This is a genomic window from Vibrio tritonius (assembly GCF_001547935.1).
Taxonomy (GTDB): domain Bacteria; phylum Pseudomonadota; class Gammaproteobacteria; order Enterobacterales; family Vibrionaceae; genus Vibrio; species Vibrio tritonius.
Window position 1 is genome coordinate 1,949,608 of sequence record NZ_AP014635.1, and the last position, 25,631, is coordinate 1,975,238.

Here is a 25,631-nt window from a genome sequence, read left to right on the forward strand (position 1 = left end):
TCTATCAAACCCTTATTTTCTTGGCGCGTAAAAAAAGCGTAAAAAAGCACGTCAATAACGTGGTTAGTTTACGCTTCTCTGGGCATTTTTGCGTCTAAGTTAGGCTTCAACCTCTAATTGGCGCAATAATTTTGCCGGGTTGCCGCCAATCACCACATTATCGCCAAAGCTTTTGGTTACCACGCTGCCGGACGCGACCACCACGTTATTGCCCAAGGTTACTCCTGGGTTAATCGTTGCATGACCGCCAATCCAGCACTCGTCGCCTATGGTAATCGGCTTGGCAAACTCAACCGATTTACGCAGCGTTAAATCCAGAGGATGACCTGCGGTATAAATACCAACTTGCGGGCCAATTAAACAGTTGTCCCCGATAGTCACAGGCGCACAATCCAAAATTACACCATCCGTATTCATGTAGAAGTTTTCCCCTACCCGAATATTGTGGCCATAATCGCACGCAAAACGGCCACTGATATGAAAACGTTCACCAACTTGACCGAACAATTGACGAATGATTGCATTGCGCGCATCGCCTTCCCGACTGCGTAACTGATGGAAATCGTCTAACAAATCACGAGCTCGTGCGCGCAGCGCAACTAAGGTGTCATCTTCTGAATAGTAGTTTTCACCATCACACATCGCCACCCACTGACTATCATCACCATTTAGTAAAATATCGGAAAAAGATGGATACGCCACAATCAAAGCCTCTTATGATTTGAATACTGTTCGAGTCTACCGTATTCATCGTGTTTCTCAATCATTGCCTCTGTTTATTCCTAACTTCCTAGCAGAATTGGAAAAAAGCACATACAAAGAGGTTGGTCATTCACATCCCCTCTGAGCACAATATCAGCAAATAAACGTATACCCACTGATTTCACAAGATTATTTCCGTATACTTCGCCAAGTTACTTATTTCATTAGGACCTGACTATGTTTCAACCCGCTAATACCGTTGTCGTACTTGACTTTGAGACCACGGGATTATCCCCGAATATGGGCGACCGTGCGATTGAAATTGGCGCGGTCAAACTGGTTGATGGGGTTAAGGTTGGCTCCTTTCAGCAGTTGATGAATCCTGGTTTTCCCGTTAGCCCATTCATTTCTTCTTTTACGGGTATTACCAATTCCATGCTTTCTCATGCACCTAAAGCAAAGGAAGTGATGCAAGAATTTGCCGAGTTTATTGGCGACAGTCCCCTTGTGGCGCACAATGCATCATTTGATAAACGCTTTCTGGATGCCGAATTTGAACGGATAAACGCGCATTATCCGGGGCCATTCGCCTGCTCGATGCTCATCGCAAGACGCCTTATCCCCAATGCACCAACTCATAAGCTGGGTGATTTAGTGCGTTTTAAGCAGATTGAAAATGACGGTACATTTCACCGGGCCTTAGCCGATGCGGAGATGACAGCCAAATTATGGCTATTGATGCTCGATGAACTTGCCGAGCAAGGTGTGATGTCGCCAAACATAGCGTTAATGCAGAAGATCAGCCGGACTAATAAAGCTGCCATTCCGGCCTTACTCTCAAAAGAGATAGGATAAAAACACTTAGGCGCACTCACACAACACTCATTCGCAATGAATCCGAGCGCGCCTAATGCGGGTAAAACGGATATCTAATTCGTCACCAATGCTATTGTGGCTCAATGTCCTTATCCAACCCAATAACTCTCCATACCATTGATGACTAAGCTGAGAGCATTGCTATACCAATCGTCGCCTTTAACTATGCAGATAATGGCGGCAAAGGATAGTAATGCAACGTCACCCTAAATTTGGCTAATACGTTGAATATGGGTAATAGCAACATGGCCATCTAAGTTACGATACATATTTACAATCGCTGGGTAGCTTGGAGCGCCGGGATAAGTCACTTGAGCGTTACAAAAGAACGAGTAGTTCATTCCAGCGACGATTTGATGAGCCACGGCTAACGGCTTGTAATCGACTCCCATCAGACCTTCTATCCCATCAGCGAAGACGTGTTGAGTTTCATCTGTTAGTTCTTCATAAGGGCTCCAATTGCCCACACTAGCCTGTACCATTTTTAACTCCTTTTCATATTGTTTACGATTTAAACAATATGAGCGTAGTTTAATACAAGAATAGCTCCATAACATTAGCCGAAAGGGCAATAAATGTGCGGCATTAAGACATTCGAGGTCCCCAAAAAGAAAACCAAAATGAAATTTGACAGGCATATTGCAAAGATAAGAGCGCTCGGTCATGTCAAACTTAATTGTCACCAAGCAGAGGCAAACTTGCGAGCATGTTCTTCATGGCAATCGCATCCCAGGGAAGGTGTTCTGCTACGCCTAAACCAACCACATCAGCAACTTTTGCTACATCACGCAGCACATTTACCACCTGCTGCATCGTAAGTTGGCCTTGTGCGATGCCGTCAAACTCATTTGGCTCCGCATCCGGTTTGCTAAATAGCAGACCGCGGAAAGTTGTTGGGTCAAGCACATCCAAATCAAGGTGCACCGCTAAATGTTTAGCGCCGGTGGATTTAAACCAGTCAACGACCGCTTGAGTACCTTTTTCAGCCAGTTCAGCGGGAGAGATGTTCTGCAAGCCTAAACGTTCCATTTCGTGGGTTTCCCACTCTGTGGTATTGTTCACACCAACATAGCAAACATTGCTTGCTTTAACCGTTTGTTTTACGTGAGCGGTAAATTCGCTATCACCTTGGCCAAGTAGGTTGCCAAGCACATGTGCGTGGGCATGTTCAAACTGCTCAGGTCCCATGATATCTGGGTGTGCATCAACCCATAAAATAGCCAATTCACCATCGTAACGTTCGTTAAGATAAGCAAATGGCGCCAAATCGACTAAGCAATCACCACCGATGACGATGATGCTGTCTGGTTGATGTTTGTCGATCTTCGCACGAGCATCCACTAATTGCGCTAGCAATGCTTTCCGTCCAACAATCCCTTGTTCATTGCTTAACCCTTTTGATGTCGGCTCAGCGACCTTCACTTCTTCAACCGGCCCGGTTGGATCAGGAGCTAACCAATTGAGTAATTGCGCACCAAAATGGTATGGCGGATTATCCCCACCCTGCCATTGGGGAAAAAACAGACGTAACGGTTTCTTTTGTGCTGAATCAGCCATAAAACATTCACTCCTCAATACTCAGCCCATAGCTGAACATTCAAAATTGTGTCGGTGTTTAATCGACACTCATTATGGAAGCACGGAGAATGAATCCGTTAGTCTGAGGAGGACAAATGCTTTGCTGTGAGCGCCATGCTCAAAGATTAAAGTGGGCTCTTGTTATTGAGGAGCTGCTTGGCCGTAATCCCGTAAGTTTCTTTAAACAAGCGACTAAAATGCGTCATGTTAGAAAAACCAAAAGTAAATGCAGTTTCGGTGATGGTACTATAGCGGCGACTCAGCAACGCTTTATAACAAGCACTCAAACGCTGTTGCCATAACCAACGCATCACGGTGGTTTGTTCCGCAGCAAACAACCGATTAAGCGTGCGTGCCGACATATTGTTGTCTTTAGCAATTGATTCAATGGTTAATGACGAATCATCAATTCTATCAAGCAAATATTTTTGTACTTTATACAGTTTCTCGTTGGCTTTTAAAGACAGTGGTTGGCCATTTTCCGCGTCGTATGCCGAATCCAACATGGTTAACATCGATGAAATCATCTTGTCACCCACAGCAGACTCTTGCTCTTGAACTTGCCAAATGCTTTGCATTAACGAAACCGAGACGTTGCCTAACAATGAGTGGCTTGGCAATACCTGATTAATCACCTTATCAGGCTGATTAAAATGCGATAAAAACAACCCGCGTGGAATCGACATGACCATTTGATCATCGCCACTTGGGAAATGGCAAGAGAATGACTGGGCACTGTCATACACCAAAATGTCCCCTGGCTTTTGCTCAAAAGTACGACCATTTTGGGTTAAAATTGCCCGCTGGCAAAAAGAGAGAGCAACCAAAATATTGTCATTTTGATCAGGGCGATAATCACAATACTCAATTGGTGTGGATTTGATTCGCGTGAACAATGAACCACCAAAACGTTTCACTTCCAGTGATCCATCAAATCCTTCACTGCTCAAACGACGGTTATAGGTGGGCGTGTAATAGGTTGATTCAATTAGCCCTTGCCAATAATCAAAGCGTTTAGAATCTACAATGTTATGGGTTGAAAAGCGTTTCACCATACATTTTTATCCTTTCAAAAACATCACACTTTCTGTGTCTGGGTTAATTGCCATTGTCCCTATAGTACAAGCTTAGTTGGCGCGACAAAAGTCGCCTCCCCCCCAAATAGCACTTCAGTATCAGTCGATGCCTATCTCTATACCCAAATGACCTCAAGATGCAGACTTCAGAGCTTCATCAACGAGCACAGGTCAAGCTCAATGACGGCAGGAATGGTCATTCCCTTTCAACGTCATTGAGCGCAGAAATGGGCTTGTTGATGAGCTCCCAAAGGGCGAGTTGTATTCGCTTCTATGCTGCGTTACCGATTTTCTACGTAGAATAACTATGTATTCAAATCGGTGCCTTGCCTATAAGCGAATACATTCTCGCTGAAACCGCATCTTGAGGTTACTTGGGTATATCTCAACCCAGATCCCCCGACTATTTTTGTGATTGAACTTGCCAAAATGTAATGTTATAACATTTCTAGTTAATCACAATGGCGCTAACCATGATAAGAAAAAATTCATCCGGCGATTTATCCGTTATCTCACCCGACGCTGATGAAGTATACAGTAATGGTGAAGTACAACCTATTCCTGTTGTTATCCTAAGCGGTTTTCTCGGCTCGGGTAAAACCACCTTATTGCGTAACTTAGTGATTCAAAGTCATCAGCAAAATAGATCAATTGGTGTGATCGTCAATGAACTCAATGGGTTCGATGTCGACGGTACCTTGGTGGAAAACGTTGATGTGGTCGACAAGAAACACCACAGCCTCATTTCAATCGCTGGCGAGAGCCTTAGCACACCTGCGGGAATCGAGAAGTTAGATGGCGCTATATCAACCTTATTGACGCACCACACGCCGCAACTACTGATTATCGAAACCTCCGGAAGCGCGCATCCACTGCCGTTGATTGATTACTGTCGTCAGCAAAGTCGAATCAAGTTAACGGGCGTACTCTCCCTGATGGATAGCGTGATGTTAGCGCAAGATTTTTCATATGGTCAGAACCTAGTTACCGATCTGCAAGCCAATCTGATACAAGGGAAACGAGACATCAACAATCTGTTGGCCGAACAGGTGCTCTTTGCCAGCCATGTAATCCTGACCAAAACCGAGCGCTTAAACGCAGAACAAGTTCAACAGATTGGCCAAGCTTTGCAAAAGATAAACCCGTACGTGCCCATCTTAGCGGTTTCGTGGGGCAAGTTGGCATTTGCAGAGCTGATGCAGTTACCCACCTATCGTTTTTCCTTAGTAGAGCAACTGATTGACGAACTTAAAGACGTCGTTGTACAAGACAGTGCAAAATCATCTCTATATCAAATGGAAACGATGCTCATTGAAGATGACCGCCCTTTTCATCCGCAGCGGCTTTGGGATACTTATCATCACTATTTAGGTAAACAAATCTATCGCAGTAAAGGCTTTTTCTGGCTAGCCACACGCACTTCCCATGCTTTGCTGTGGAATCAGACTGCGGGCAGTATTGGACTTGAGCAAATAGGCACTTGGCGCTCTGCCATATTAGAACAAGATGATCATGGGTTAACACTAGACGAGCAGCGTATCCTGCAAGACAAAATCGAAAAGCACAACGGTCGATTTGGCGACCGTCGCTGTAGATTAATCGTCATCGGTGATAAAGCTCAGCTCACCACCTTCACTAAGGCCCTGAAACGCTGCTTTTTAACTGACCGTGAAATTCGAGATTGGCAGCAAGGCATCTCATTTCCCGACCCATGGCCGAAAACCACAATAATACAATAGCCATGGATTTCTCTTTACCAAGAGGCGACTGGGTACACAGTAATGTATTCGCAGGATGGGATAAATCTTTGAAGAAAAATGCTTAGAAACAACAAAGCCCGCTAAAAGCGGGCTTTGTTTTAAATTTTGGTGCGTCCAAGTGGACTCGAACCACCGACCCCCGCCATGTCAAGGCGATACTCTAACCAACTGAGCTATGGACGCACATTGTGATGTTCCAAGATATTTGGTGCGTCCGAGTGGATTCGAACCACCGACCCCCGCCATGTCAAGGCGATACTCTAACCAACTGAGCTACGGACGCACTGCTTGGGAACGAGATGGATATTAGCGACTGTTTTAGAGTCGTGCAAGTGCAAATTCTTACTTTTTGAATCAATTGGCTTTTTCGCGATCATTTTGGTTATTTTTTATTCCATACTGCCTACTTTGGTGCAAATAAACCCAAATCGAGCACTGCATCACTTTTTGTGAATCTGATTCAAAAATCCTATGTACTAACAGTGAGAAATGGGTATGATGACACTGTATAAACAATAACCATAAAATCATTAACTTGGCTAGTTCGCATGGATGCAAAACTTTTCGATCACTCTCACACCATTAGAGCATCGTTACTTTCTGGAGTCAGTCTGTTTTCAACAGCTGTATCAGCCTGTCTCGCGCTTTTCTATTTGATCCAACTGGACTCTATTTTGACCGGCGCAATTCATCTGGTCTTTTGCGCTTACTCTTTGCACATCTACTTTTTGGCAAAGAAAAACCAGCATACGGAAAGAAACGTACGCAATTTTGTTTATCTTATTATTCTCATCATTACTTATGGGAACGCCTGTCTACCCTTAGATAACTATAACCTTCTATGGATAACATTATGTCCACTGCTTATGTATGCATTATTAGGTCGCAGGCATGGCTTTTATGCTTCAATTGCAATCTTTGTACTGCAGCTATGTATTTTGGGGTACAGAGTTTTTCACGTAGGCGACCATTCTGTAGCAGGTTTACTTGTAAACTTAATCAGTAGTTATTGTACAGTTTGGCTAATTTCGCATATCTATGAAGGTAACCGCAGAGACGTAGAACAAACTCTAAGTAGCCTAGCCTCACGCGATGCACTAACAAGTACACATAATCGGCTCGCATTGACGACAGCATTTGGGCATTTTGAGCGCCATCGCCACGATGAATCGCTCAGTTTATTGATTATTGACTTGGATTTTTTCAAATCAATAAACGATCGATATGGGCATGACGTGGGTGATAAGGTTTTAATTGAAACCAGTCAATTGATTATGCAAATTGTTGGGGACGATAATCTGTATCGTATTGGTGGTGAAGAATTCTGCGTCACACTCTTTAATCAATCTGTCGACCACGCCGAAACCGTTGGTGAGAGAATTCGCCATTTAGTCGCCAGTAATCCTTACGTCTATAACGATCAACACATTCACCTTACACTGAGCGTCGGTATCTGTAGCTATCAGCCGGGTCATCACCTTGGGGATTTGTTGCGTATGGCCGATAAAGAGCTATATCGCGCAAAGGAGTGTGGTCGTAATCAGGTGCGTTTATGTTCTGTTCCAAAAGAGGAGTTACCAACAACGACAGTATCTCCTCAACAAGAAGCACATCTCTAAGAATCTATCTCTTCATCATCGAAAACAACATTGTAGTTTTCGGTGTAGGTACAATGGGGCTGACGGCTACAGGTAAAAAAGCGTCGCCCTTTAAATTCCCCTTGAGTTGCCACTTTAACCACCATTGGGCTACCACAACGTTTGCAAAAACGTACTTCTTTATCTGATTCAATCAAATCAATATGAGCTGCCAACAAGCGGCGAAGTTTTCCCACCTGATAGCTGTATTTAATATTCGCACCAATTAATGGCAGCCCCGCCGATTTACACACTTGCATGATGAGCTTCTGGCGATCAATTTTTCCTTTATCCAACTCTCGCCCATTGTCCAACTCGATAATCACTCGAGGTTCAAGCGTGCGAGCATCACACACAACATAATCGAAGTAACTTTTGGCAATCTGATTGTTGGCAATAAACCACTCTTTTTTGTTCTTAGTTTTATGCGGAACAAGCACGGTTCCCATGGCCACTTTCGATAAAATCACACCATGCCCGCCCACTGCAGCGACTAGTGCATTGTAAAATGCGCCTTCCGACATATTGAGCAAGGGGCCTTTTTTGCGATATTGGTATTCTGCTGTATTTTCTTGTTTCAGAAGATATTTTTGAGCAAAGTAAAAAAAAGCAACCAATACAACAACGACAATAAATATGTTGACCATGGTGATAAAAGCTCCACACAGATGAGAGTACATAATTAACGATATTTTAAGGGAATTACCAGAGGCAATCCAAATATTTGCGCTATGATGCTGTTAAAAGAGCAAAGCCGCGACTATGTGAGTTGTGATTGGTATGTCCCTACTACAAAATAAAAACGGCTCAAATAAAAACGGAGCCATCTCGGCTCCGTTCAAATCTATTGTTTTTAGTTAAAAAACAAATTTATCCATCAAGGTAACCATCTTACCGATCTCTGGTTTGGTAATCGTGTCATTTGCCCCCAGAGCCAACGCTTTTTCACGGTTATCATCACTCATTAACGACGAGAACATAACAATAGGTAACTCTTTATACGCCTCACTATCACGAAGACGCTTCACTAAGTGCATACCGTCCATGCGTGGCATTTCTACATCGGTCACGACCGCATTAACAAAATCATCGGTGGAAACACCTTCCGATTTAGAATGGTTAGCAATCTCGGTCAATTTCTCAAACGCCTCGCCACCATCTTTACAAGCAATGATGTTGTAACCTGCTGAGCTTAGCGTGTCTTGAATCAAGCTACGAATAAAGGCGGAATCATCCACAACCATAACGGTTTTCCCGTTACGTTTGGCCACCATTTTGCGGTTAAGATCGACTGTACGGTCCACTTTAACGTCGTATTTTTCCATGCTGAGTTCAGGGTTGATGTCAGCAATGATTTTCTCAAAATCCAGAATCATAATTAGCTTATCGTCTTGACGAACAACCGCAACCACACAGTCTTGTTCGCCCGCTTCAAGAAATTGACTCGGGGACTCAACATCATTCCAAGAAATACGATGAATTCGACTGATACTGTCGATTAAAAAGCCATTTGTCATGCGGTTGAAGTCGGTGACGATCACATATTTTTTGTTGATGTCAGGACTCACTGGCACTCCCAGCCACCCTGCCAAATCAACTAAAGGCGTCAGTATCTCCCGGGATGAGAACACACCAATCATGTGAGGTTGAGCATTAGGATAATCGGTGGTTTCAGGCACTCTAATGACTTCACGTACTTTGGCAACGTTAATACCGTAGTAACAGGTTTTCGTCTTACCATTTGGTAACACCTTCTCGAGATGGAACTCAATGATCTCAAGTTCATTGGTGCCACTTTCTAGTAAGATTGAACTGCTTGCTTTACTCATAATTATCACATCGTCCCGGGATGAATGTTTTTGCCACGCTCACGGCATCAAGCCGATAAATCACTGTCGTTGCTCATCAAGCGCAAAAGCGCCTCCTTGTTGAGCGACTCTACTATACCGTAATCTATTAGTATAAGCGTCTACTTTATCAATAATTTAGCTCAAAAATTCTTAGCTTATCAATTTATTTCTCTAGGCTAGACTTTGATAATGCACTTTTGAATTTCAAAAGCCATAACGTCACTCTAAGCCATTATTTTATCATTAATTTATTCTTAACTATGGCGGCAGATTGGACTAATACTTTAATAATTGAAACCAATTAATCCTCCCAATAGCATTTTCCTCTTCACGACTCAGTGATACCACAAACTCGAGATAAACTTTAGATGCTGATCTTATAGTCGTCTAGCGATAGCTCTATCAATTGAGTTTCACTTCACTATTTTGTGGTTTACTAGATGCCATGGATAATCCAACAAATGAATCAAATTGCAATGCACAAATGGCGTAGCTCGGAAGTGAAAAATATCAAATTTTGCACTCAATTATGTATGGCACAAATCACAAAGATTTTCATTCTAACGTCCTGTGAGCTTCTATACTTATGGATAGAACACGGAAGTGAAACGTTTTAACTCATTGATCTAACACAACGTAAAGGAGGACGCCATGAAACGTGACGATTTAGGGATCTGTTTAAACCGCAACATGCTCTTTCATCATTTACAGTCCACTTTTACTTGTATTCGTGCATACGAAGTTGATTCTGACGCTCACGAAGACGTTCACGTAATGCTTTCTTTCCCCCAAATGTCTGGAAAAGAAGTGCTTTTTAATATGCTTGGTACTGAGGACTTAGAATGGCGTGCAGAGCATTATTGCCCTTCCCATTCCAGAGACTAACGCAACGTTATCACTGCCGCCTCTCATTTAGTTTATTTTTTTACCGCTAGCGTTAAGAAACGAGATGGCACTCATAGACATGAAGAACAATAGTATAGAGTATTAACTCTAAACAAACCTGATTGGGATTGTCATGCTCAAAACTGTCCATGTCTTTCTGTGGTGTTCGCTTTGTTATGTGGTCTCAGCTAACGCCGCTCCTATCTCCTTTGTTCAAGCGTGGGATTTGCTGCAACGGGAAAACAACTCTCTCGCAGCAGAGCATGCTAATGTCGAACGTTATCGTCATTTAACTGAAGCCACCTCTAGCCTCAACTTACCACAAATTTCCATTGGTGCGAATTACACCCGTTTAGATGACAACATAACTCTTACCGGGGATAAAATATTCGGCAATACCAAGTCTAACATTTCCTCCTCCCTTGCTGCTGTATTGGCAGGACTCAACCTCGATCTTAGTAGCCTATCCGGCTTTACTACAACCATCAGTCAGCAGGATATTGTTACCTCATCGGTACGAGCTATCTGGCCTATTTTTACTGGAGGAAGAATCACTGCAGCTCAACAAGGAGCCGAAGGTAAACAACAAGAAGCAAGTGCTCATTTTAAAATGGAAGTACTGGCTCGCTATGAAGATTTGGCAAAATACTATTTTAGCGTGGTCCTTGCTAAGGAGGTCGTACAAACCCGCCAAGCCGTTGTTAAAGGCTTAACGACCCATAGAGATAACGCTGTAAAATTAGAACAACAAGGGCAAATAGCCCATGTTGAGCGGCTGCAAGCAGATGCGTCTCTGGATAAAGCGGTAGTAGACTTAAAAAAGGCCCAAAAGAATCTCGATATTGCGCAAAATGCTCTCACCAAAATTCTTGGTCAAACCACCTTAGTCGAACCTAGTGGGCAGCTGTTTATTAACACCACTCTACCACCTATCAGTGTATTTGATGGACAAACTCAGCAAACCTATCCTGGCTTGGCCATTTTGGATGCCAAGGAGAAGCAAGCGAAAAGCTTAGCCAAAGCAGAAAAAGGAAAATACTTTCCTCAAGTCTATTTGTACGGCAACTACAACCTCTATGAAGAGGACTCTATTGCTAGCCAATTGCAACCCGATTGGATGGTGGGTATTGGCGTTAGTATTCCAATCACGGAAAACACAGGCCGTGGTGACCAGTTACAAGCTGCCAGTAGCGCGATAACCCAAGTGCGCTATCTTAGAGCGCAAGCCCTGCAAGACCTCTCTGTATTAGTACAAAAAACCTATTTAGAAGCCGAACAAGCCATTGAAGAAGTTCAAGGACTGAAATCAAGTTTAGCCTTAGCTAAAGAGAATTTGCGGTTGCGTGAAACCGCCTTTAGTCAAGGCTTATCCACCTCCGTTGATGTGGTGGATGCGGAGTTATATCAAGCGAGCATTCGCACTCAACAATCCGTCGCTGGATTCAATTATTTAATTGCCCTGACCCGCCTATTAGCCCTTAGCAGTGAAATGAATTCGTTTGAACACTATCACCACAGCGCGATTTTTCTCAACACTGCGCAAGCATCGCCAACGCATCCCTAAGGAGACAGTATGAAGTCATTAAAATTATCGCTGGTTGGCCTAATCGCAATAGGGATTATCGGTTGGATAACCTACAGTTTCTATCTTGCCTATCAACCACAGCCTATTCGTTTGCAGGGGCAAATTGAATCGCAACAATACAGCATCTCTTCTAAAGTGGCTGGTCGAATTGATCAGGTGTTCGTGCGAAAAGGCGATCAACTTGAAAAAGGACAACTGGTATTTACCATCCATAGTCCTGAAATTGAAGCCAAGCTAGAACAAGCCATCGCAGGACAAAAGGCGGCTGGTGCATTGGAAAGTGAAGCCAAAAATGGCGCTCGCGAACAACAGGTACAAGCAGCTAAAGACCAATGGTTAAAAGCACAAGCAGCAGCTCAACTGGCGGAAAAAACCTACCTAAGGGTCAACAACCTTTATAAAGATGGTGTCGTATCTGAACAAAAACGCGACGAAGCACAAACCCAATGGCAAGCGGCTAATTACACCGAAAGCGCGGCAGAGCAAATGTTTAAACTCGCCAAAGAAGGTGCACGCAAAGAAACCATTCAAGCCGCAACAGAAAAAGCCAAAGCAGCGGCTGGCGCTGTTGCAGAGGTTGAAGCCTATGCGGCCGATACCAAAATCAACAGTTGGTTTAACGGCGAAGTCTCTCAAGTATTACTGCACAGCGGTGAGTTAGCCCCCCAAGGCTTTCCCGTCGTCACCGTTATTGATACTCAAGACACTTGGGCGGTATTTAACGTGCGTGAAGATTACCTTAAGCACTTTCCCAAAGGCGCAACCATCAAGGCATATGTTCCAGCCTTACAGAAAACGCTCGATTTCACAGTGACTCACATTGCGGTGATGGGCGATTTTGCTACGTGGCGCTCCACTGATGCCACTCAGGGATTCGATTTAAGAACCTTTGAAGTGGAAGCCCGCCCCATCACAGCCAACAGCGCATTACGCATGGGAATGAGCCTAGCGGTAACGTTAAATCCATAAATCTGATGAGACGCAGCAAATATGTGGAAACAACAGTGGCAGTTAATCAGACATCATAAATGGTTACAGTGGAGCATTATTTGGCTTCCCCTACTGCTTGCTGCATTTTTGTGGTGGATCTTTTCCGCAGCGATTGTGCGCGATTTACCAATTGGCGTTGTCGACTTATCCCACAGTTCGCTATCCCGAACTTTAATTCGCGATGTCGATGCCACATCAACACTGGCGGTGACACGACATTATGCCTCAATAGATGAAGCCAGCACCGACCTTATTAAAAGTGAGATCTACGCTTATATCGTCATTCCCTACCATTTTTCGCGGGACATCACGTTAGGTCACCAACCAGCGGTAACCACATTCTATAACAGCCAATATATTTTAACCGGGCGCTTGGTCAATTCCGCCGTTGCCGCAGTGCAAGCCTCTTTCAACGCCAAGGTCGATTTGGTCAAAAACTTATCCCGCGGTCAACAAACTGCTTTAGGTGCACTAGCAAATGCGGTTCCCATCCAAACGCAAATGACGCCGTTGTTTAATTTGAATATGAACTACGCGCAGTTTCTACTTTCAGGAATCATTCCCGCCTTGTGGCAAATTATTATCGTGGCAAGTGTGATCATGGTATTAGCCACCTATCATGAGCACACAAAACAAGATTCCCAGTGGCAGCAAACACCGCTTATCCAGTTACTAAAAGCACTGGTTCCTTACCTGCCTTGGTTTGGATTACAAGGTATGGCTTATTTGTATTGGTTCTATTACGCACTTGATTGGCCCAACCATGGTCATGTCATTATGCTCATTGCGGCGCAATGGCTCACTATTGCAGCCTGCGTCGTGATGGGAACGCTGTTTTATCTCATTACCTTGGATGCAGCACGCAGTTTAAGCTTTGCTGCCGCCTATACTGCGCCAAGTTTTGCTTTTATGGGGGTGACGTTCCCAGCCACTAACATGGGGACATTGGCAACCTTGTGGCGCGATATTCTACCAATAAGTCACTACATTGAAGTGCAAGTTCAACAAGTCAATTATGGGCTTTCTTCATGGCACTCTCTACCGACACTTCTTTCGTTGCTCTGGTATCTTATTCCCTTGGTATTGGTATGCTGGCTTGCTCCCAAACGTCTTGGCTCAAACAGCTCAGAAACGGAGGAAATTCAATGCTAAAGCTGATCCTGCTTGAATGGCGTGCTTTAAGCCGTAATGCGGTGGTCGTGTTAACGGTATTTGGTGGCGTCTTCTTCTATTCGTTTCTCTACCCATTGCCTTATGAGCACCAGATTCCACTCAAACAACCCATTGCTATTGTAAACCTAGATAAGAGTGCGATTAGTTATCGGTTGGAGCGAATGGTCGATGCGACCCCGCAACTTGCCGTCACTAAGCGTTTATCAACCATTGTCGATGCAAAACACGCCTTTTTAGCGCAGCAGATTACTGGCTTTTTAGTGATTCCAGAGCACTTTTATCGTGATTTGATGCTGGGCAGTCGGCCAACACTTTCCTATGCGGGTGATGCCTCTTATTTTCTGGTTTATGGCACGATTGCAGAAGGTCTAGCCAAAGCCGCAGGAACGTTATCGGCACAAGCCAAAGTCTCTCGGTTACTGGCGAGCGGTCAACCCCTTGTGCAAGCACAATCAAGCTATGCCCCAACTCGCACCAATCTAAAACCCACCTTTAATGCACGCATGGGTTATGTGGATTACGTGGTGCCCGCCGTCTTTGTATTGATTCTACAGCAAACATTAGTCATGGCGGCGGGTCTGATTGGCGGAACACAAAAAGCAGATGCCCAAACAAGTACCTATTGGTGGAGCGTCTCGACCGGAAAAATACTGGTCGTCCGAACATTCGTTCTCACCAGTGTGTACTATCTACTCAGCGCTTATTATTTTGGCGGCAGCTTCGATTATCACGGCGTTAATACTCTAGCCAAACCCCTAGAGTTAATGACATTACTGCTGCCATTTCTACTCAGTTCCATTTTCATTGGCATCGTTCTTGGCGCCATCACACCAAAGCGGGAATACGTTACCCTTGTGGTATTGGTCAGTTCTATGCCACTGGTTTTTTCCGCCGGTTTTATCTGGCCAATAGAAAGCTTACCCACCCCACTTGCCTACTTCGTCGATTTGTTGCCGAGCACACCGGCGATTAAAGGATTTTTAGCACTTAACCAAATGGGCGCAAGTTGGCATCAAATCGCAACACATTGGAGCCATTTGTGGTTATTAACGTTAATATGGGGCGTTTTTGCTTGGTTTACCTTTGAGCGTGCACAGCAATCGATGATATTTAAGTACGTAGAGTTGGAAACCAAGTAACATAAAGATATAGCGAGCTACTTGGTGAATTTGTTTTGGGGGTGTTCTTGCCACTGGCGGCGCATTTTCGCAATGGTTTTTTCATCCACACCATGAACATTACGGTACTGCTCACGGCATACCAATATGTTCAGTGTTGCGCGATATCTTTTTGCCAATTTACGATAAAAGGCCATTTCCCACTGCCGAACAAATGTGTTCGATACCACAATATCGCATCCCTGTGAAAGCCAGTAATCACTCTGTTCCTGACACCATTGGTGGGCTTGCTTGATTGACTCAGGACGAAATTGATATTCACCTTGTGGATTAACAAAGAACATGTCCGCTTCCAGATGAATGCCCGGTAATGTTTTTGCGAGGGTAGATTTCCCCGATCCAGGCAAACCTCTTATCAAGGTAATCGTCAGCGACATAATAATTTAACTCTTTGTTGTTATTAGAAATAGATTCCCATCCTACTCATTGATGGGAAGAGAGAAAGTTTACTGTTTTCTCTGTTTTAGGGTAACTTATTTTTATTGCCAACGCATTTTGCTCTCGACATCATTCCGCAGTTGAGTTATAAGTCTAGATGTATAGACGTCCATAATTATCGCTTAGGGAGAAAGCAGTGCCTATTAAGATACCTGATCAATTACCGGCTGGAGATGTATTACGACATGAGAACATCTTTGTGATGCCAGAGTCTCGTGCTTCCACGCAGGAAATTCGACCACTCAAAGTGTTGATCTTAAATCTTATGCCCAAAAAGATAGAGACTGAGACTCAATTCTTACGTTTATTGTCGAATTCACCTTTGCAGATCGATGTTGAACTGCTTCGAATTGACGATCGTCCAAGTAAAAATACACCAGAAGAGCATCTCAATGCCTTTTATCGCCAGTTTGAAATGGTGCAAAACCGTAACTTCGACGGCTTGATCATCACGGGTGCACCTCTAGGCTTAGTCCAATTTGAAGATGTCGTGTATTGGGATCACCTAGAACGCATTATGGATTGGGCAAAAAGCCACGTCACATCAACACTATTCGTTTGTTGGGCAGCTCAAGCCGCATTAAAGTTACTTTACGATCTACCTAAACGTACTCGAGAAGATAAACTATCTGGGGTGTATCAACATGAGATTCGTCAGCAATTTCATCCACTATTACGTGGTTTTGATGATACTTTCTTAGCACCTCATTCTCGCTACGCTGATTTTGATCCAGAATACTTAGCCGAACATACCGATCTCGACATTCTTGCGACATCAAAAATCGCTGGGGTTTATCTCGCATCAACCAAAGATAAACGTAACGTCTTTGTGACCGGACATCCCGAATACGACGCCCTAACCTTACACAACGAATACATCCGTGATGTAAAAGAAGGCCTAGACCCTGTAATGCCAGTTAATTACTATCCAGATAATAATGCGGAAAATCAACCGCATGCAAGCTGGCGTAGTCATGGGCATTTACTGTTTGCTAACTGGCTCAATTACTGTGTTTACCAACAAACACCGTACGATCTCGATAACTTTAGCGAAGATAAGTTCACCAAAGACGAAGACTAATTTGTTATTGTTATTGTTTAAACATATGGGTCACGCAAGTGACCCATATGCATTGTTCAAAACCTATTTTGCTAAGTCAGTCGCACGCTTAAGGCGTACATCTTCTTCTACACAGCACCTCTTTTTATGATATGCGCTCTATGTTTGAGGAGCACATCCATGCCCAAACTTCCTGTTAGACTGTTACTACTGCTCTGCTTTTTAAGTGGTTGTGTCCACCAATCTTCACAAAATAAAGCTCACGATCCGCAGGCTATCGCAGCGGCCCGAATTGCCCTCGGTCTGGCTTACTTAGCTCAAGGCGATAACGTAAGGGCTAAACAAAACATCGACCGAGCCTTAGAGGTGATGCCTAACTCTCTTTCAGCCCAGCTTGCGTTAACGTATTACTATGAAAAAGTGGGAGAAATAGACAAAACCAAACGTGCCTTTGCGACTGCACTTAAACGTCACCCCCACAGTGGCGATTTACTCAATAACTACGGAGCATTTCTTTGTCGACAACACCAATATGCTGACTCGCTGTATTACTTTGACCAAGCACTGGTCACCCCTAACTACCCCGACTTAGCAGCCACATACGAAAACGCAGCTTTATGCGCTTGGCAAGGTAATATCGATTCAAAAGCACAGCATTATTTTATTCAAGCGAAGCATTACTTGCCTCAAAGTGAGCGTTTAGCACGTAACTTCATACGCTGGAATATAGAAACAGAGCGATGGGAAGAGGGACAAAAGGCCATTACTGACTATCAGCGTCAATTTGGTGAAAACCTTTTTAGCGTTGAAGCACAACGCACGATAGATAAAGGAGCTCATAAATCTTAGACGGGATAAGTTACTGAATGACCAATACACTTCCCGACAAACTGCAGATTAAACTCATTGATAAAAGCTACTTTACGTTAGTTGGACGTCCATTTCGGCCACCTTTTCGGTCGCGGTAATGGGTTCGACGTAAACGCCGCGTTTTTTTCGCTCGTTGCATCTTCTGATACTCGCGAAATAACATCCGACCAAACAAAAACAGCCCCACCAGTAACAGCAAGGTGAACACCGACATAAAGGGCACACAAAGCCAATCAGGTTGACAAGGTACAAAAAATGCAAAATCCATATCAACTCCTTTCAGCAAGACGAATTAATAGTGTTACTTACAATACTAATGAATTATCCTGCTCAAAAAATTAACATTTCTGCTTCAACCAGTCTTTGCGCTGACTAGCATTTTGAAAACTCCATGCAATAAAACGGCTGATTTTTTGACCTTGCGCCATTTCTACCACTCGGGCATCAACGGCACCGACTTGCTCCAGCTGCTTTCTCATCCAACGGACATTTTCCTTTTTAGAGATAAGTGAGCTAAACCACAGTACTTGATCTTTAAAGAGCGCACTTTCTCGAGCCATTTTCTGCAAAAATGCCGCCTCACCGCCCGGACACCAGAGCTCTGCTTTTTGTCCACCGAAATTAAGCCCCGAGGTAACGTTTGGCTTTGCTTTAGCGCCAGAACGTTTCTGCGCGTTGTTCGCTAAATTCACTCGTTTTTGCTCAGTCCCTTTTTGCGCTTCTTCTAGAGAGCGATGAAAAGGAGGATTACAAGTGGTAAGCACAAACCTATCATTGCCCCCTATGATGCCAGAAAAGATAGACTGGCTATTTGTCTGTAGTTGACACTCAATTTTGCCTTTTAATACAGAATTGCTTTGTACGATTAGGTTGGCTTGCTTAACCGAAATAGGGTCGATATCCGAACCTTTCACCTGCCAACCATAATCGACGGCGGCAATAATCGGATAAATGCAGTTTGCTCCTACACCAATATCCAACATGGTCACTGCAGACAGCTCCAATTCTGGCGACTCGTTTTGCAGCAGTTCGGCCGCACGATGAATGTAATCTGCACGACCAGGAATCGGTGGACACAAATAACCTTCAGGGATATCCCATTGAGTTACCTGATAATGATGAGCTAACAGCGCTTTGTTGAGACATTTCACAGCGTTCGGATCGGCAAACGCGATCGTATCCTGTCCAGCAGGATTTTTGACCACATACTGGCGAAGCTCAGGTAACGCCTGACACAGGGCAGCAAAATCATACTGACCACGATGGCGGTTACGTGGGTGCAAACCTTGGCTAGAGGTAATCACCTTCACATTAAGGGACGATTTACTGCGCTGTGCTTGTTTGGTTCTCTTGCCTTTTGCCGCCGCCCTCTTCGCCCGTTTTTGTGCTTGCTTTTGCTCGTCACTGAGCGACTCACCCACTAAAGTTTTGCGCTTTTTTTGTTTCTGCTTAAAAAACTGGTCAGCAGGAATTCCATTGATTAGCGGTGAACGACTCATGCTGCAGCTCCTTTTAACTCTTGTACCATCATAAAAATACGCGCATCCAACTCTAACTGATGGTACTGCGGCTCCATATGACAACACAGTTGATAAAAGGCTTTGTTGTGTTCCTTTTCTCTTAAATGAGCAAGTTCGTGCACCACCAACATGCGAAGTAAAGGCTCGGGGGCTGATTTGAAGATTTGTGCAATCCGAATCTCATTTTTGGCTTTGAGCTTATTGCCATGCACTCTTGATACGTATGTGTGCAAACCTAACGCGTGATTGATCAAATGAATTTTGCCATCCCACACCACCTTACTCAGCGGGGCTGTCTTTTTCATGAACTGATTTTTCAGTGCCATCGTGTATTGAAATAGCGCTTTTTCACTTTGAATATCATGACGCTCTGGATAGCGCTGTTCAAACCAAGTGACTAATTGGTCATTGGCAACTAGCCGTTCTACAGATTCGATAGTATTCGTCGGATAACCTTGAATGTATTTCAATACAGGATGTGTCATGGGCGGTGTAAATTGACTCAATCAGCAAAAGGGCGCTAAGTGTAGCCCAAAGCGCACTGCGATTCATCTGTTGTGTCGTCAGGTTTGCAACTCATTAGCACCACAGGTAAACTCTGCGCCCCGAGAAAAATACTACGAGTAAGCACCATGAAACGAGTTGTTCTTTACATAAAAGACAAATGCCCGCACTGCAAAGATGCCCAACGCTATTTAGATAGCAAGCAGATTCCATATCGTCTGTGTAATGCCAAAATGCAGCGTGGTCGCAAAGAATTGGATGCAATCGGCGCGCGTAGTGTTCCGGTATTGAAAATTGGCGACCGCATTATGATTGGCTGGAATCCAAAAAACTTTGACCGCATGTACGGTGGGAAGTAATCGAAACAGGCTCATTAAATTAAACGTACTTCTTAACGTATTCAATAAACGTTTTATCGGCATGGGAAAGATAGCCCTCTTTACGCCATGCCAATGCCAAATCTAACCACACAGGTGGATCAAACGGCACCGCCACCACATCCGGTTCTTTATCCGTCACCAATTCCAATAATGCGGTAATAGCATACTCATGCTTTACAATGCTTAAAATCATTGGCAACAGGTTGGTTTCAAAAGAGAATCTAGCTTCAAGCTTGTGCTCCTTACATACCTTATCAACAAATTCTCGGTGGAAATAACCGGTTTTAAACATCACCAATTCGTGTTCAAAAAAAGTTTCAAAATCAATCGATTTCGCGGTCGCCAATTCATGTTGATGTCCAACGGTCGCCACCATTTGTGATGACAGTATTGGGTCGACATCTAGCTCTGGTGGAATATCTTGATTTAGGATAACCCCTATATCTAACTCTCCAGCAAGTAACATTTGGCGAATCGACTGAGTCCCTGCTTCGACCACCGTCATTTTCAAATTTGGGAATTGGCTTTTAAACGCCATGATGATTTCTGGTAAAAAGTAAGAACCCATCATGCTTGGCGTACCGAGTCGCACCTCGCCTTTTACTACGCCTTTCAATTCATCCATGGCCAATTGTGCATCATCGAGTTGTCGTAAAACTCGTAACGCATGTTCTAGTAACACATCCCCCTCATGGGTAAGAGAGACTTTGCGTTCATCGCGTTTAAATAAGGTGACCCCGAGCTGCTGTTCAAATTTCTTTATTGAAATACTTAACGCTGGCTGAGCAATATGCAGCTGTTGTGCAGCATGAGTAAAACTGCCCTGCTGGGCAACGGCCACAAAATGGCGTAGATGACGAGTTTCCATAGTCGATAAATTTTAGATATGGTGGTGATATAGGTAATATATTTTATTAATTAGCCAGACACTGATAATTTGATCACGTTGTTAATGATTGAGTTGTTATTATGATTGAGCTGCACACTCCACAATACCGCAAAGTGACCTTCGCTTTAGCCTTTGGCTCATTTTTGGTTTTTTCTAATCTGTATTTGTTTCAACCCATGCTGCCCTATATGGCAGAGCACTTCGCTATTTCTGAGACCCAAACCAACTGGATCTTTGCTGCATCTACCTTAGCGTTATCTGTCTCTTTAGTTCCCTGGGCTATTAGTTCTGAATCGTTTGGTCGACGAAAAATAATTTTAATCGGCCTTTTTGCTATGCCAATCATTAGCCTCCTGATGCTGTTAACGACACAATTTTGGCTACTTGTTATGGCTCGTGCAGCAATGGGGATCGCTCTAGCCGCATTTACTTCGGTTGCTGTGGCTTACATGGTTGAAGAACTCTCTGCCCCAGCGTTTAGTAAAGCCATTGGCAGTTACATTGCAGCCAATTCACTAGGCGGTATCGCGGGACGTATTACCGGTGGAATGTTGACCGATGCGCTAGGTTGGCAACAGGCGGTTGTGGTCATGGCGGTCTTTACGTTACTAGGCACCCTATGGGTAACATACACACTACCGGTACAACAGCACTTTGTGGCCCAGAAAGGGCGCTTTCGCGAACATAACCGCTCAATGTTACACCACTTACGTACCCCTTTGTTGTGGCTAGCCATGTTGATTGGATGTGCCAACTTCGCACTATTTGTAAACCTGTATTCGGTAGCAGGATTTAGATTGGTCGCCGCACCATACTCACTTCCTGTGGGATTGGCATCTTTGATCTTCCTTTGCTATCTCGGTGGCACGCTAAGTTCACGATTAACATCATTGTGGGTTAAGAATCACTCATCCATAAGCGGAATGATCTTGGGCACTATCATTAGTATGCTCGGCATGTGGATAGCCCGGATAGAACAGCTACCAGCCATCTTAATCGGTTTAATGTGCATTAGTTTTGGCGCGTTTTTTACCCACACATTGGCGTATTCTTGGGTAAGTCGTAAAGCAACCCAAGCGAAAGCCACAGCCACCGCGCTCTATTTGGTCCACTACTATATCGGCGGCAGCTTAGGCGGATTTTTTCTACTTTATTGCTGGCAGCACGGCGGATGGGATGGCGTGATAGAAGGCGGTATGGTGCTCTATTTGGCCATTTTTGGCTTGTGTTGGATGCTCAGTAAACGTAACCGTTCCCCGGTAACTGAGCCAAACCGTGGATTTGTTAAAACGTCCCGGTAACAGTTTGTGCTATGCTTGCGGCAAATTCACAATAACAACGAAATACACTATGAGCTCAACCACAGATACCAAAGCCATTGCTGCTACAGTTAATCAATGGCTCGATGATGTTGTCATCGGTCTTAACTTGTGCCCTTTTGCCGCTAAACCACAGCGCAATCAACAAATTAAAATTTTTGTCAGCCTTGCAGACACAGAAGAGCAACTCCTAGAAGACATCCTCGTCCAATTCACCATTTTAGAGGACACTCCCGCTAGTAAGTTAGAAACCACGCTCGTTGTCGTACCGAACATGTTGGAAGATTTTTGGGACTACAATCAATTCATTGACTGGGTGGAAGCCCTCATTCAACAACAAGGCTGGAATGGTACGTATCAAGTCGCCACTTTCCATCCAGATTACTATTTTGCGGGTACAGACCCAGACGATGCAGAAAATCTCACCAACCGAGCCCCTTATCCGATTTTCCATCTCATTCGCGAAGAGAGCATGGAAAAAGTGTTACGCCACTACCCCGATCCTGAAGCGATTCCAGAAAACAATATCGCGCTCGTGTCTGCGCTAACGGAAGAAGAACGTCTTAAATTATTCCCTTATTTGTTTCGAAAATAGGCAAGTTGAGATACAGCCTTAATGCGCTTATCAACCAAGCTTGATTGCGTACATAAGTGCAGCAACTAGCGAGGGAAACCAAAAATCTTCATGGGCTTTGGTCCTTGAAAGTGCTACCCTAGCGGCAGCATTTTCTATGAGAGAATAACATGAGCAAATTAACTGCAGACATCCAAGCAAACCTTGATCTTTTCGTAGCAGAAACAAAAGAATCTCAACTGGTTTGGGGCCTTCGCAATGAAGAAGGTTGGTTGTCTTGTGAATCAACCGAATTTGAAGAAAGCGAAGTGATGCCTTTTTGGTCAAGCAAAGCTGACGCTGAAATCCACAACGTTGAAGAGTGGGCTGATTTCGAAGTCGTTGAAATCCCGCTAGATATTTTTGTGGAAGATTGGCTACTCACTCTAGCCGAAGATGGCGTACTGGTTGGTACCAACTGGAACGCGCAACTTGAAGGTAAAGAGCTAGAGCCTTCTGATTTAGCCAAACTTTACGTTTAAGTTATCGCTAAACGCCATTGAACAAGACGCAGCGATGCGTCTTGTTTGTTTTCAATCTACAAGCCCCAATCGGACCGAATCCATGCAATTAAGTAAGCTAACGCAAGAAATTTTTGATCATCTGTATCGCGACATTACTGAATTCCGTTCAACTTTTGATCTTCCTGTTGCTCAACCAGAGACACTAAACGAACAGCAAGATAGCCTGCACACATCTTTGATTGTGGAAGAGATGACAGAGCTTGCAGAAGCACCGGATAAAACTGAACAAGCCGATGCAATCGTCGACAGTGTATACGTCTTAATGGGCCGTTTAGTGCATCTTGGTAACGACAAAGTATCGGATAACTTAGCAATCAGTTACCTTATCGACATTCTGCTAAACGTTGCAGTCAACCGCGGTATCGACTTTATTCCATGTTGGGATGAAGTACACAGCTCAAACATGAGCAAAGTGTGCCGTAACGAACAAGAATACGCAGAAACAGAAGCGTTTTACGTCAAACAAGGCGTGAAACTGATGGCCGTAGAAAAAGGCGGTTACATCATCGCTAAATGCGCAGAAGATTTTGTTTCTGAAAGCAAAACCATCAAAAAAGGTAAAGTGCTGAAATCGGTTTACTACCGCCCAGCAGACCTAGCCCCATTAACCAAATAATGGCGTGCGCCAAAGCCTAGCACCGCTGGGCTTTGGTCTTCCGCTCTTTAAAAGGACACACACTTTTCAATTGGGACACACACCCACATTTATTTCACATTTCAGTTTACGACTTTTAACTCATCCCAATTGTTTCTTTGAAGCGTCTCGAATAATCGCTGCGTCACTCTTACGCTCACTTCAGTAAATCGTCACGCTAAGGCTTTCTACTTTCTCGGAGCCGCAATTCGTGACAACCGCTCGCTCTCAGCTTATTTGTCCAGACATCACGCCGTACTATCACTGTGTTTCTCGTTGTGTTCGTCGTTCGTATTTATGTGGCGTTGATAGTCTCACAGGAAAATCGTATGAGCATCGCCGTGATTGGATTGAACAGCGTATTCTTAGCCTCGCCTCTGTTTATCTCATTCAAATTTGCTCTTACGCGGTGATGAGCAATCACTACCATCTCGTTGTACGTATTGATAAAGAAGGTGCTCTTGCTTTGTCTGATTTGGAGGTGGTTAAGCGCTGGAACGCAGAGCACCAACTGCCATTAATTATTCAACGTTGGTTAGCGGGAGATATTCGATCTGAGTCAGAAAAAGATGCGTGCAATCAATTCATCTGCAAGTGGCGAGAGCGACTTTATTCCCTCAGTTGGTTTATGAAAGAGCTTAATTATGATATTGCAGTTCAAGCAAACAAAGAGGATCAATGTACAGGCCGTTTTTGGGAAGGCCGATTCAAATCTCAAGCTCTACTCGATGAAAAAGCGCTTCTTTCTGCTATGGCGTATGTCGATCTAAACCCGATTCGAGCCAAGATAGCCGATACGCCTGAACAATCAGATTTTACCTCAATAAAAGCGAGACTAACAAGTTTAGAGAAAGGGGAAACCACCACATCATCGCTCGCCAATTTCATGGGCTACGAGCACCAAAATAAATCGCGAGGTATCCCTTTTAGACTCAGTGACTACCTTGAGCTAGTGGATTGGGTTGGCCGACAAATAAGGCCAGATAAGCCCGGTTATATCGAAGATTCGCAGCCTAATATACTCAGGAGGCTCTCGTTAACCCAAAGTGATTGTTTAGCTCTTTGCACCAAGCTAGAGAAAAAGCCTCGCGTTTGGGTAGGAACCAAAGCGCGTTTACATGACGCCAAAATGGCATTAAACAAAAAGCGGATGGTCGGTCTGCATATTGCTTAATATCTAGGAGCCGCATTATCTCTCTCGCCCCCCCCTTTTGACTCCCCTACAAACAAATCTAACCTGCTAATCAATTTTGTATGCAAGTTCGGAATCGGTTGGCACAAACAAAATTAACTAACACAGCAGAAAAATAATACATTTTTAATGTCTATTGAGGTCTGTTCTCGTAAAGGTGACTGTCCTTTTAGGAAAGAGTGTGTCCTCGTTAAGGAAGAGCCAAACGATAGATAAAAAAACGCCACCCTGATAGACAAGGTGGCTAAGGAGACTATAAAAAGCCTAACAAGAACGAGAATGTATCGATCTTATTAATGCCAATTGCGTGCCAACTTTTAAAAATATCCTAAGTTATTGATTTATATAGATGTGGTTAAAATGGCATTTTGGGCGGTTTCAGTTAATGATCCACATTT

28 protein-coding genes and 2 tRNA genes are annotated in these 25,631 nt (G+C 44.0%); 17 read left to right on the top strand and 13 right to left on the bottom strand.

Going from position 1 to position 25,631, the window contains the following annotated elements:
- Positions 1-99: 99 nt before the first annotated feature.
- Positions 100-642, bottom strand: coding sequence for a sugar O-acetyltransferase (locus JCM16456_RS08555; protein ID WP_068715990.1), 543 nt, complete (start codon positions 640-642; stop codon positions 100-102).
- 297 nt (positions 643-939) lie between these two features.
- Here JCM16456_RS08555 and JCM16456_RS08560 point away from each other — a divergent pair, with 297 nt between their 5' ends.
- Positions 940-1,557, top strand: coding sequence for a 3'-5' exonuclease (locus JCM16456_RS08560; RefSeq protein ID WP_068713818.1), 618 nt, complete (start codon positions 940-942; stop codon positions 1,555-1,557).
- Positions 1,558-1,784: 227 nt separating this feature from the next.
- On the opposite strand, the gene JCM16456_RS08565 is transcribed toward JCM16456_RS08560, so the two are convergent.
- The 3 genes from JCM16456_RS08565 to JCM16456_RS08575 all read right to left on the bottom strand — a co-directional run bounded on the left by JCM16456_RS08565 (position 1,785) and on the right by JCM16456_RS08575 (position 4,211).
- Positions 1,785-2,060 carry a hypothetical protein gene (locus JCM16456_RS08565; protein ID WP_068713819.1) on the bottom strand — a complete coding sequence of 92 codons (276 nt, stop codon included), beginning with the start codon at positions 2,058-2,060 and terminating at the stop codon, positions 1,785-1,787.
- A gap of 190 nt (positions 2,061-2,250) precedes the next feature.
- Complete coding sequence (locus tag JCM16456_RS08570; protein WP_068713820.1) at positions 2,251-3,135, bottom strand: arginase family protein; 885 nt, start codon at positions 3,133-3,135, stop codon at positions 2,251-2,253.
- A gap of 146 nt (positions 3,136-3,281) precedes the next feature.
- Entirely contained in the window at positions 3,282-4,211 is a 930-nt protein-coding gene (locus tag JCM16456_RS08575; protein ID WP_068713821.1) for a helix-turn-helix domain-containing protein, read from the bottom strand.
- Positions 4,212-4,369: 158 nt separating this feature from the next.
- Here JCM16456_RS08575 and JCM16456_RS23650 point away from each other — a divergent pair, with 158 nt between their 5' ends.
- Positions 4,370-4,537 (top strand): hypothetical protein, encoded by a 168-nt coding sequence (locus JCM16456_RS23650; RefSeq protein ID WP_156430486.1) that lies wholly within the window; start codon positions 4,370-4,372, stop codon positions 4,535-4,537.
- 168 nt (positions 4,538-4,705) lie between these two features.
- The gene (locus JCM16456_RS08580) at positions 4,706-5,971 is read left to right on the top strand and encodes a CobW family GTP-binding protein (RefSeq protein WP_068713822.1); all 1,266 of its coding nucleotides are present in this window, start codon (positions 4,706-4,708) and stop codon (positions 5,969-5,971) included.
- A gap of 127 nt (positions 5,972-6,098) precedes the next feature.
- Here JCM16456_RS08580 and JCM16456_RS08585 read toward each other — a convergent pair.
- Together JCM16456_RS08585 and JCM16456_RS08590 are read right to left on the bottom strand one after the other, a co-directional pair.
- Positions 6,099-6,175 (bottom strand) — tRNA-Val (locus tag JCM16456_RS08585).
- Between the two features lie 23 nt (positions 6,176-6,198).
- Positions 6,199-6,275, bottom strand: a tRNA-Val gene (locus JCM16456_RS08590).
- Positions 6,276-6,540: 265 nt separating this feature from the next.
- On the opposite strand from JCM16456_RS08590, the gene JCM16456_RS24195 reads away from it, so the two are divergent.
- Entirely contained in the window at positions 6,541-7,611 is a 1,071-nt protein-coding gene (locus JCM16456_RS24195; protein ID WP_068713823.1) for a GGDEF domain-containing protein, read from the top strand.
- On the opposite strand, the gene JCM16456_RS08600 is transcribed toward JCM16456_RS24195, so the two are convergent.
- The gene (locus JCM16456_RS08600; RefSeq protein WP_068713824.1) at positions 7,608-8,276 is read right to left on the bottom strand and encodes a DUF2726 domain-containing protein; all 669 of its coding nucleotides are present in this window, start codon (positions 8,274-8,276) and stop codon (positions 7,608-7,610) included. The two genes, JCM16456_RS24195 and JCM16456_RS08600, sit on opposite strands and share 4 nt — an antisense overlap.
- Before the next feature lie 210 nt (positions 8,277-8,486).
- A complete protein-coding gene (locus JCM16456_RS08605; protein ID WP_068713825.1) occupies positions 8,487-9,458 on the bottom strand; it encodes a chemotaxis protein CheV in 972 nt (323 codons plus the stop codon).
- Between the two features lie 672 nt (positions 9,459-10,130).
- Between JCM16456_RS08605 and JCM16456_RS08610 the strand changes: the two genes are divergently transcribed.
- From JCM16456_RS08610 to JCM16456_RS08630, 5 genes are all read left to right on the top strand, one after another.
- On the top strand, positions 10,131-10,364 hold the full coding sequence (locus tag JCM16456_RS08610; protein ID WP_068713826.1) for a hypothetical protein: 234 nt from the start codon (positions 10,131-10,133) through the stop codon (positions 10,362-10,364).
- Between the two features lie 133 nt (positions 10,365-10,497).
- Entirely contained in the window at positions 10,498-11,928 is a 1,431-nt protein-coding gene (locus tag JCM16456_RS08615) for a TolC family protein (protein ID WP_068713827.1), read from the top strand.
- 9 nt (positions 11,929-11,937) lie between these two features.
- Positions 11,938-12,918, top strand: coding sequence for an HlyD family secretion protein (locus JCM16456_RS08620; RefSeq protein ID WP_068713828.1), 981 nt, complete (start codon positions 11,938-11,940; stop codon positions 12,916-12,918).
- A gap of 21 nt (positions 12,919-12,939) precedes the next feature.
- Complete coding sequence (locus tag JCM16456_RS08625) at positions 12,940-14,091, top strand: ABC transporter permease (protein ID WP_082712261.1); 1,152 nt, start codon at positions 12,940-12,942, stop codon at positions 14,089-14,091.
- Positions 14,085-15,251 carry an ABC transporter permease gene (locus JCM16456_RS08630; RefSeq protein ID WP_068713829.1) on the top strand — a complete coding sequence of 389 codons (1,167 nt, stop codon included), beginning with the start codon at positions 14,085-14,087 and terminating at the stop codon, positions 15,249-15,251. Before JCM16456_RS08625 ends, JCM16456_RS08630 begins: the two co-directional genes overlap by 7 nt.
- A 17-nt stretch (positions 15,252-15,268) precedes the next feature.
- Here the strand turns inward: JCM16456_RS08630 and JCM16456_RS08635 are convergent, their stop codons facing one another.
- The gene (locus tag JCM16456_RS08635; RefSeq protein ID WP_068713830.1) at positions 15,269-15,667 is read right to left on the bottom strand and encodes an AAA family ATPase; all 399 of its coding nucleotides are present in this window, start codon (positions 15,665-15,667) and stop codon (positions 15,269-15,271) included.
- A gap of 197 nt (positions 15,668-15,864) precedes the next feature.
- Here JCM16456_RS08635 and metA point away from each other — a divergent pair, with 197 nt between their 5' ends.
- On the top strand, positions 15,865-16,809 hold the full coding sequence (gene metA, locus JCM16456_RS08640) for a homoserine O-acetyltransferase MetA (RefSeq protein WP_068713831.1): 945 nt from the start codon (positions 15,865-15,867) through the stop codon (positions 16,807-16,809).
- Positions 16,810-16,968: 159 nt separating this feature from the next.
- Positions 16,969-17,637 carry a type IV pilus biogenesis/stability protein PilW gene (pilW, locus tag JCM16456_RS08645; RefSeq protein ID WP_068713832.1) on the top strand — a complete coding sequence of 223 codons (669 nt, stop codon included), beginning with the start codon at positions 16,969-16,971 and terminating at the stop codon, positions 17,635-17,637.
- 67 nt (positions 17,638-17,704) lie between these two features.
- Here the strand turns inward: pilW and JCM16456_RS08650 are convergent, their stop codons facing one another.
- From JCM16456_RS08650 to JCM16456_RS08660, 3 genes are all read right to left on the bottom strand, one after another.
- Positions 17,705-17,926, bottom strand: a complete 222-nt coding sequence (locus tag JCM16456_RS08650) for a hypothetical protein (protein WP_068713833.1) — start codon at positions 17,924-17,926, stop codon at positions 17,705-17,707.
- 70 nt (positions 17,927-17,996) lie between these two features.
- Positions 17,997-19,157, bottom strand: a complete 1,161-nt coding sequence (gene rlmF, locus JCM16456_RS08655) for a 23S rRNA (adenine(1618)-N(6))-methyltransferase RlmF (RefSeq protein WP_082712264.1) — start codon at positions 19,155-19,157, stop codon at positions 17,997-17,999.
- Entirely contained in the window at positions 19,154-19,663 is a 510-nt protein-coding gene (locus tag JCM16456_RS08660; RefSeq protein ID WP_068713834.1) for a M48 metallopeptidase family protein, read from the bottom strand. The genes rlmF and JCM16456_RS08660 overlap by 4 nt, the downstream gene beginning before the upstream one ends.
- A gap of 147 nt (positions 19,664-19,810) precedes the next feature.
- Between JCM16456_RS08660 and JCM16456_RS08665 the strand changes: the two genes are divergently transcribed.
- Positions 19,811-20,041, top strand: coding sequence for a glutaredoxin family protein (locus JCM16456_RS08665; RefSeq protein WP_068713835.1), 231 nt, complete (start codon positions 19,811-19,813; stop codon positions 20,039-20,041).
- Between the two features lie 19 nt (positions 20,042-20,060).
- On the opposite strand, the gene JCM16456_RS08670 is transcribed toward JCM16456_RS08665, so the two are convergent.
- On the bottom strand, positions 20,061-20,930 hold the full coding sequence (locus tag JCM16456_RS08670) for a LysR family transcriptional regulator (RefSeq protein ID WP_068713836.1): 870 nt from the start codon (positions 20,928-20,930) through the stop codon (positions 20,061-20,063).
- 101 nt (positions 20,931-21,031) lie between these two features.
- On the opposite strand from JCM16456_RS08670, the gene JCM16456_RS08675 reads away from it, so the two are divergent.
- From JCM16456_RS08675 to JCM16456_RS08695, 5 genes are all read left to right on the top strand, one after another.
- Positions 21,032-22,252, top strand: coding sequence for an MFS transporter (locus JCM16456_RS08675; protein WP_068713837.1), 1,221 nt, complete (start codon positions 21,032-21,034; stop codon positions 22,250-22,252).
- 49 nt (positions 22,253-22,301) lie between these two features.
- On the top strand, positions 22,302-22,865 hold the full coding sequence (locus JCM16456_RS08680) for a DUF1415 domain-containing protein (RefSeq protein ID WP_068713838.1): 564 nt from the start codon (positions 22,302-22,304) through the stop codon (positions 22,863-22,865).
- Positions 22,866-23,014: 149 nt separating this feature from the next.
- A complete protein-coding gene (locus tag JCM16456_RS08685) occupies positions 23,015-23,365 on the top strand; it encodes a DUF2750 domain-containing protein (protein WP_068713839.1) in 351 nt (116 codons plus the stop codon).
- Between the two features lie 82 nt (positions 23,366-23,447).
- Complete coding sequence (locus JCM16456_RS08690) at positions 23,448-24,023, top strand: nucleoside triphosphate pyrophosphohydrolase family protein (protein ID WP_068713840.1); 576 nt, start codon at positions 23,448-23,450, stop codon at positions 24,021-24,023.
- Between the two features lie 229 nt (positions 24,024-24,252).
- Complete coding sequence (locus JCM16456_RS08695) at positions 24,253-25,215, top strand: transposase (RefSeq protein ID WP_068713841.1); 963 nt, start codon at positions 24,253-24,255, stop codon at positions 25,213-25,215.
- Positions 25,216-25,631 lie beyond the last annotated feature (416 nt).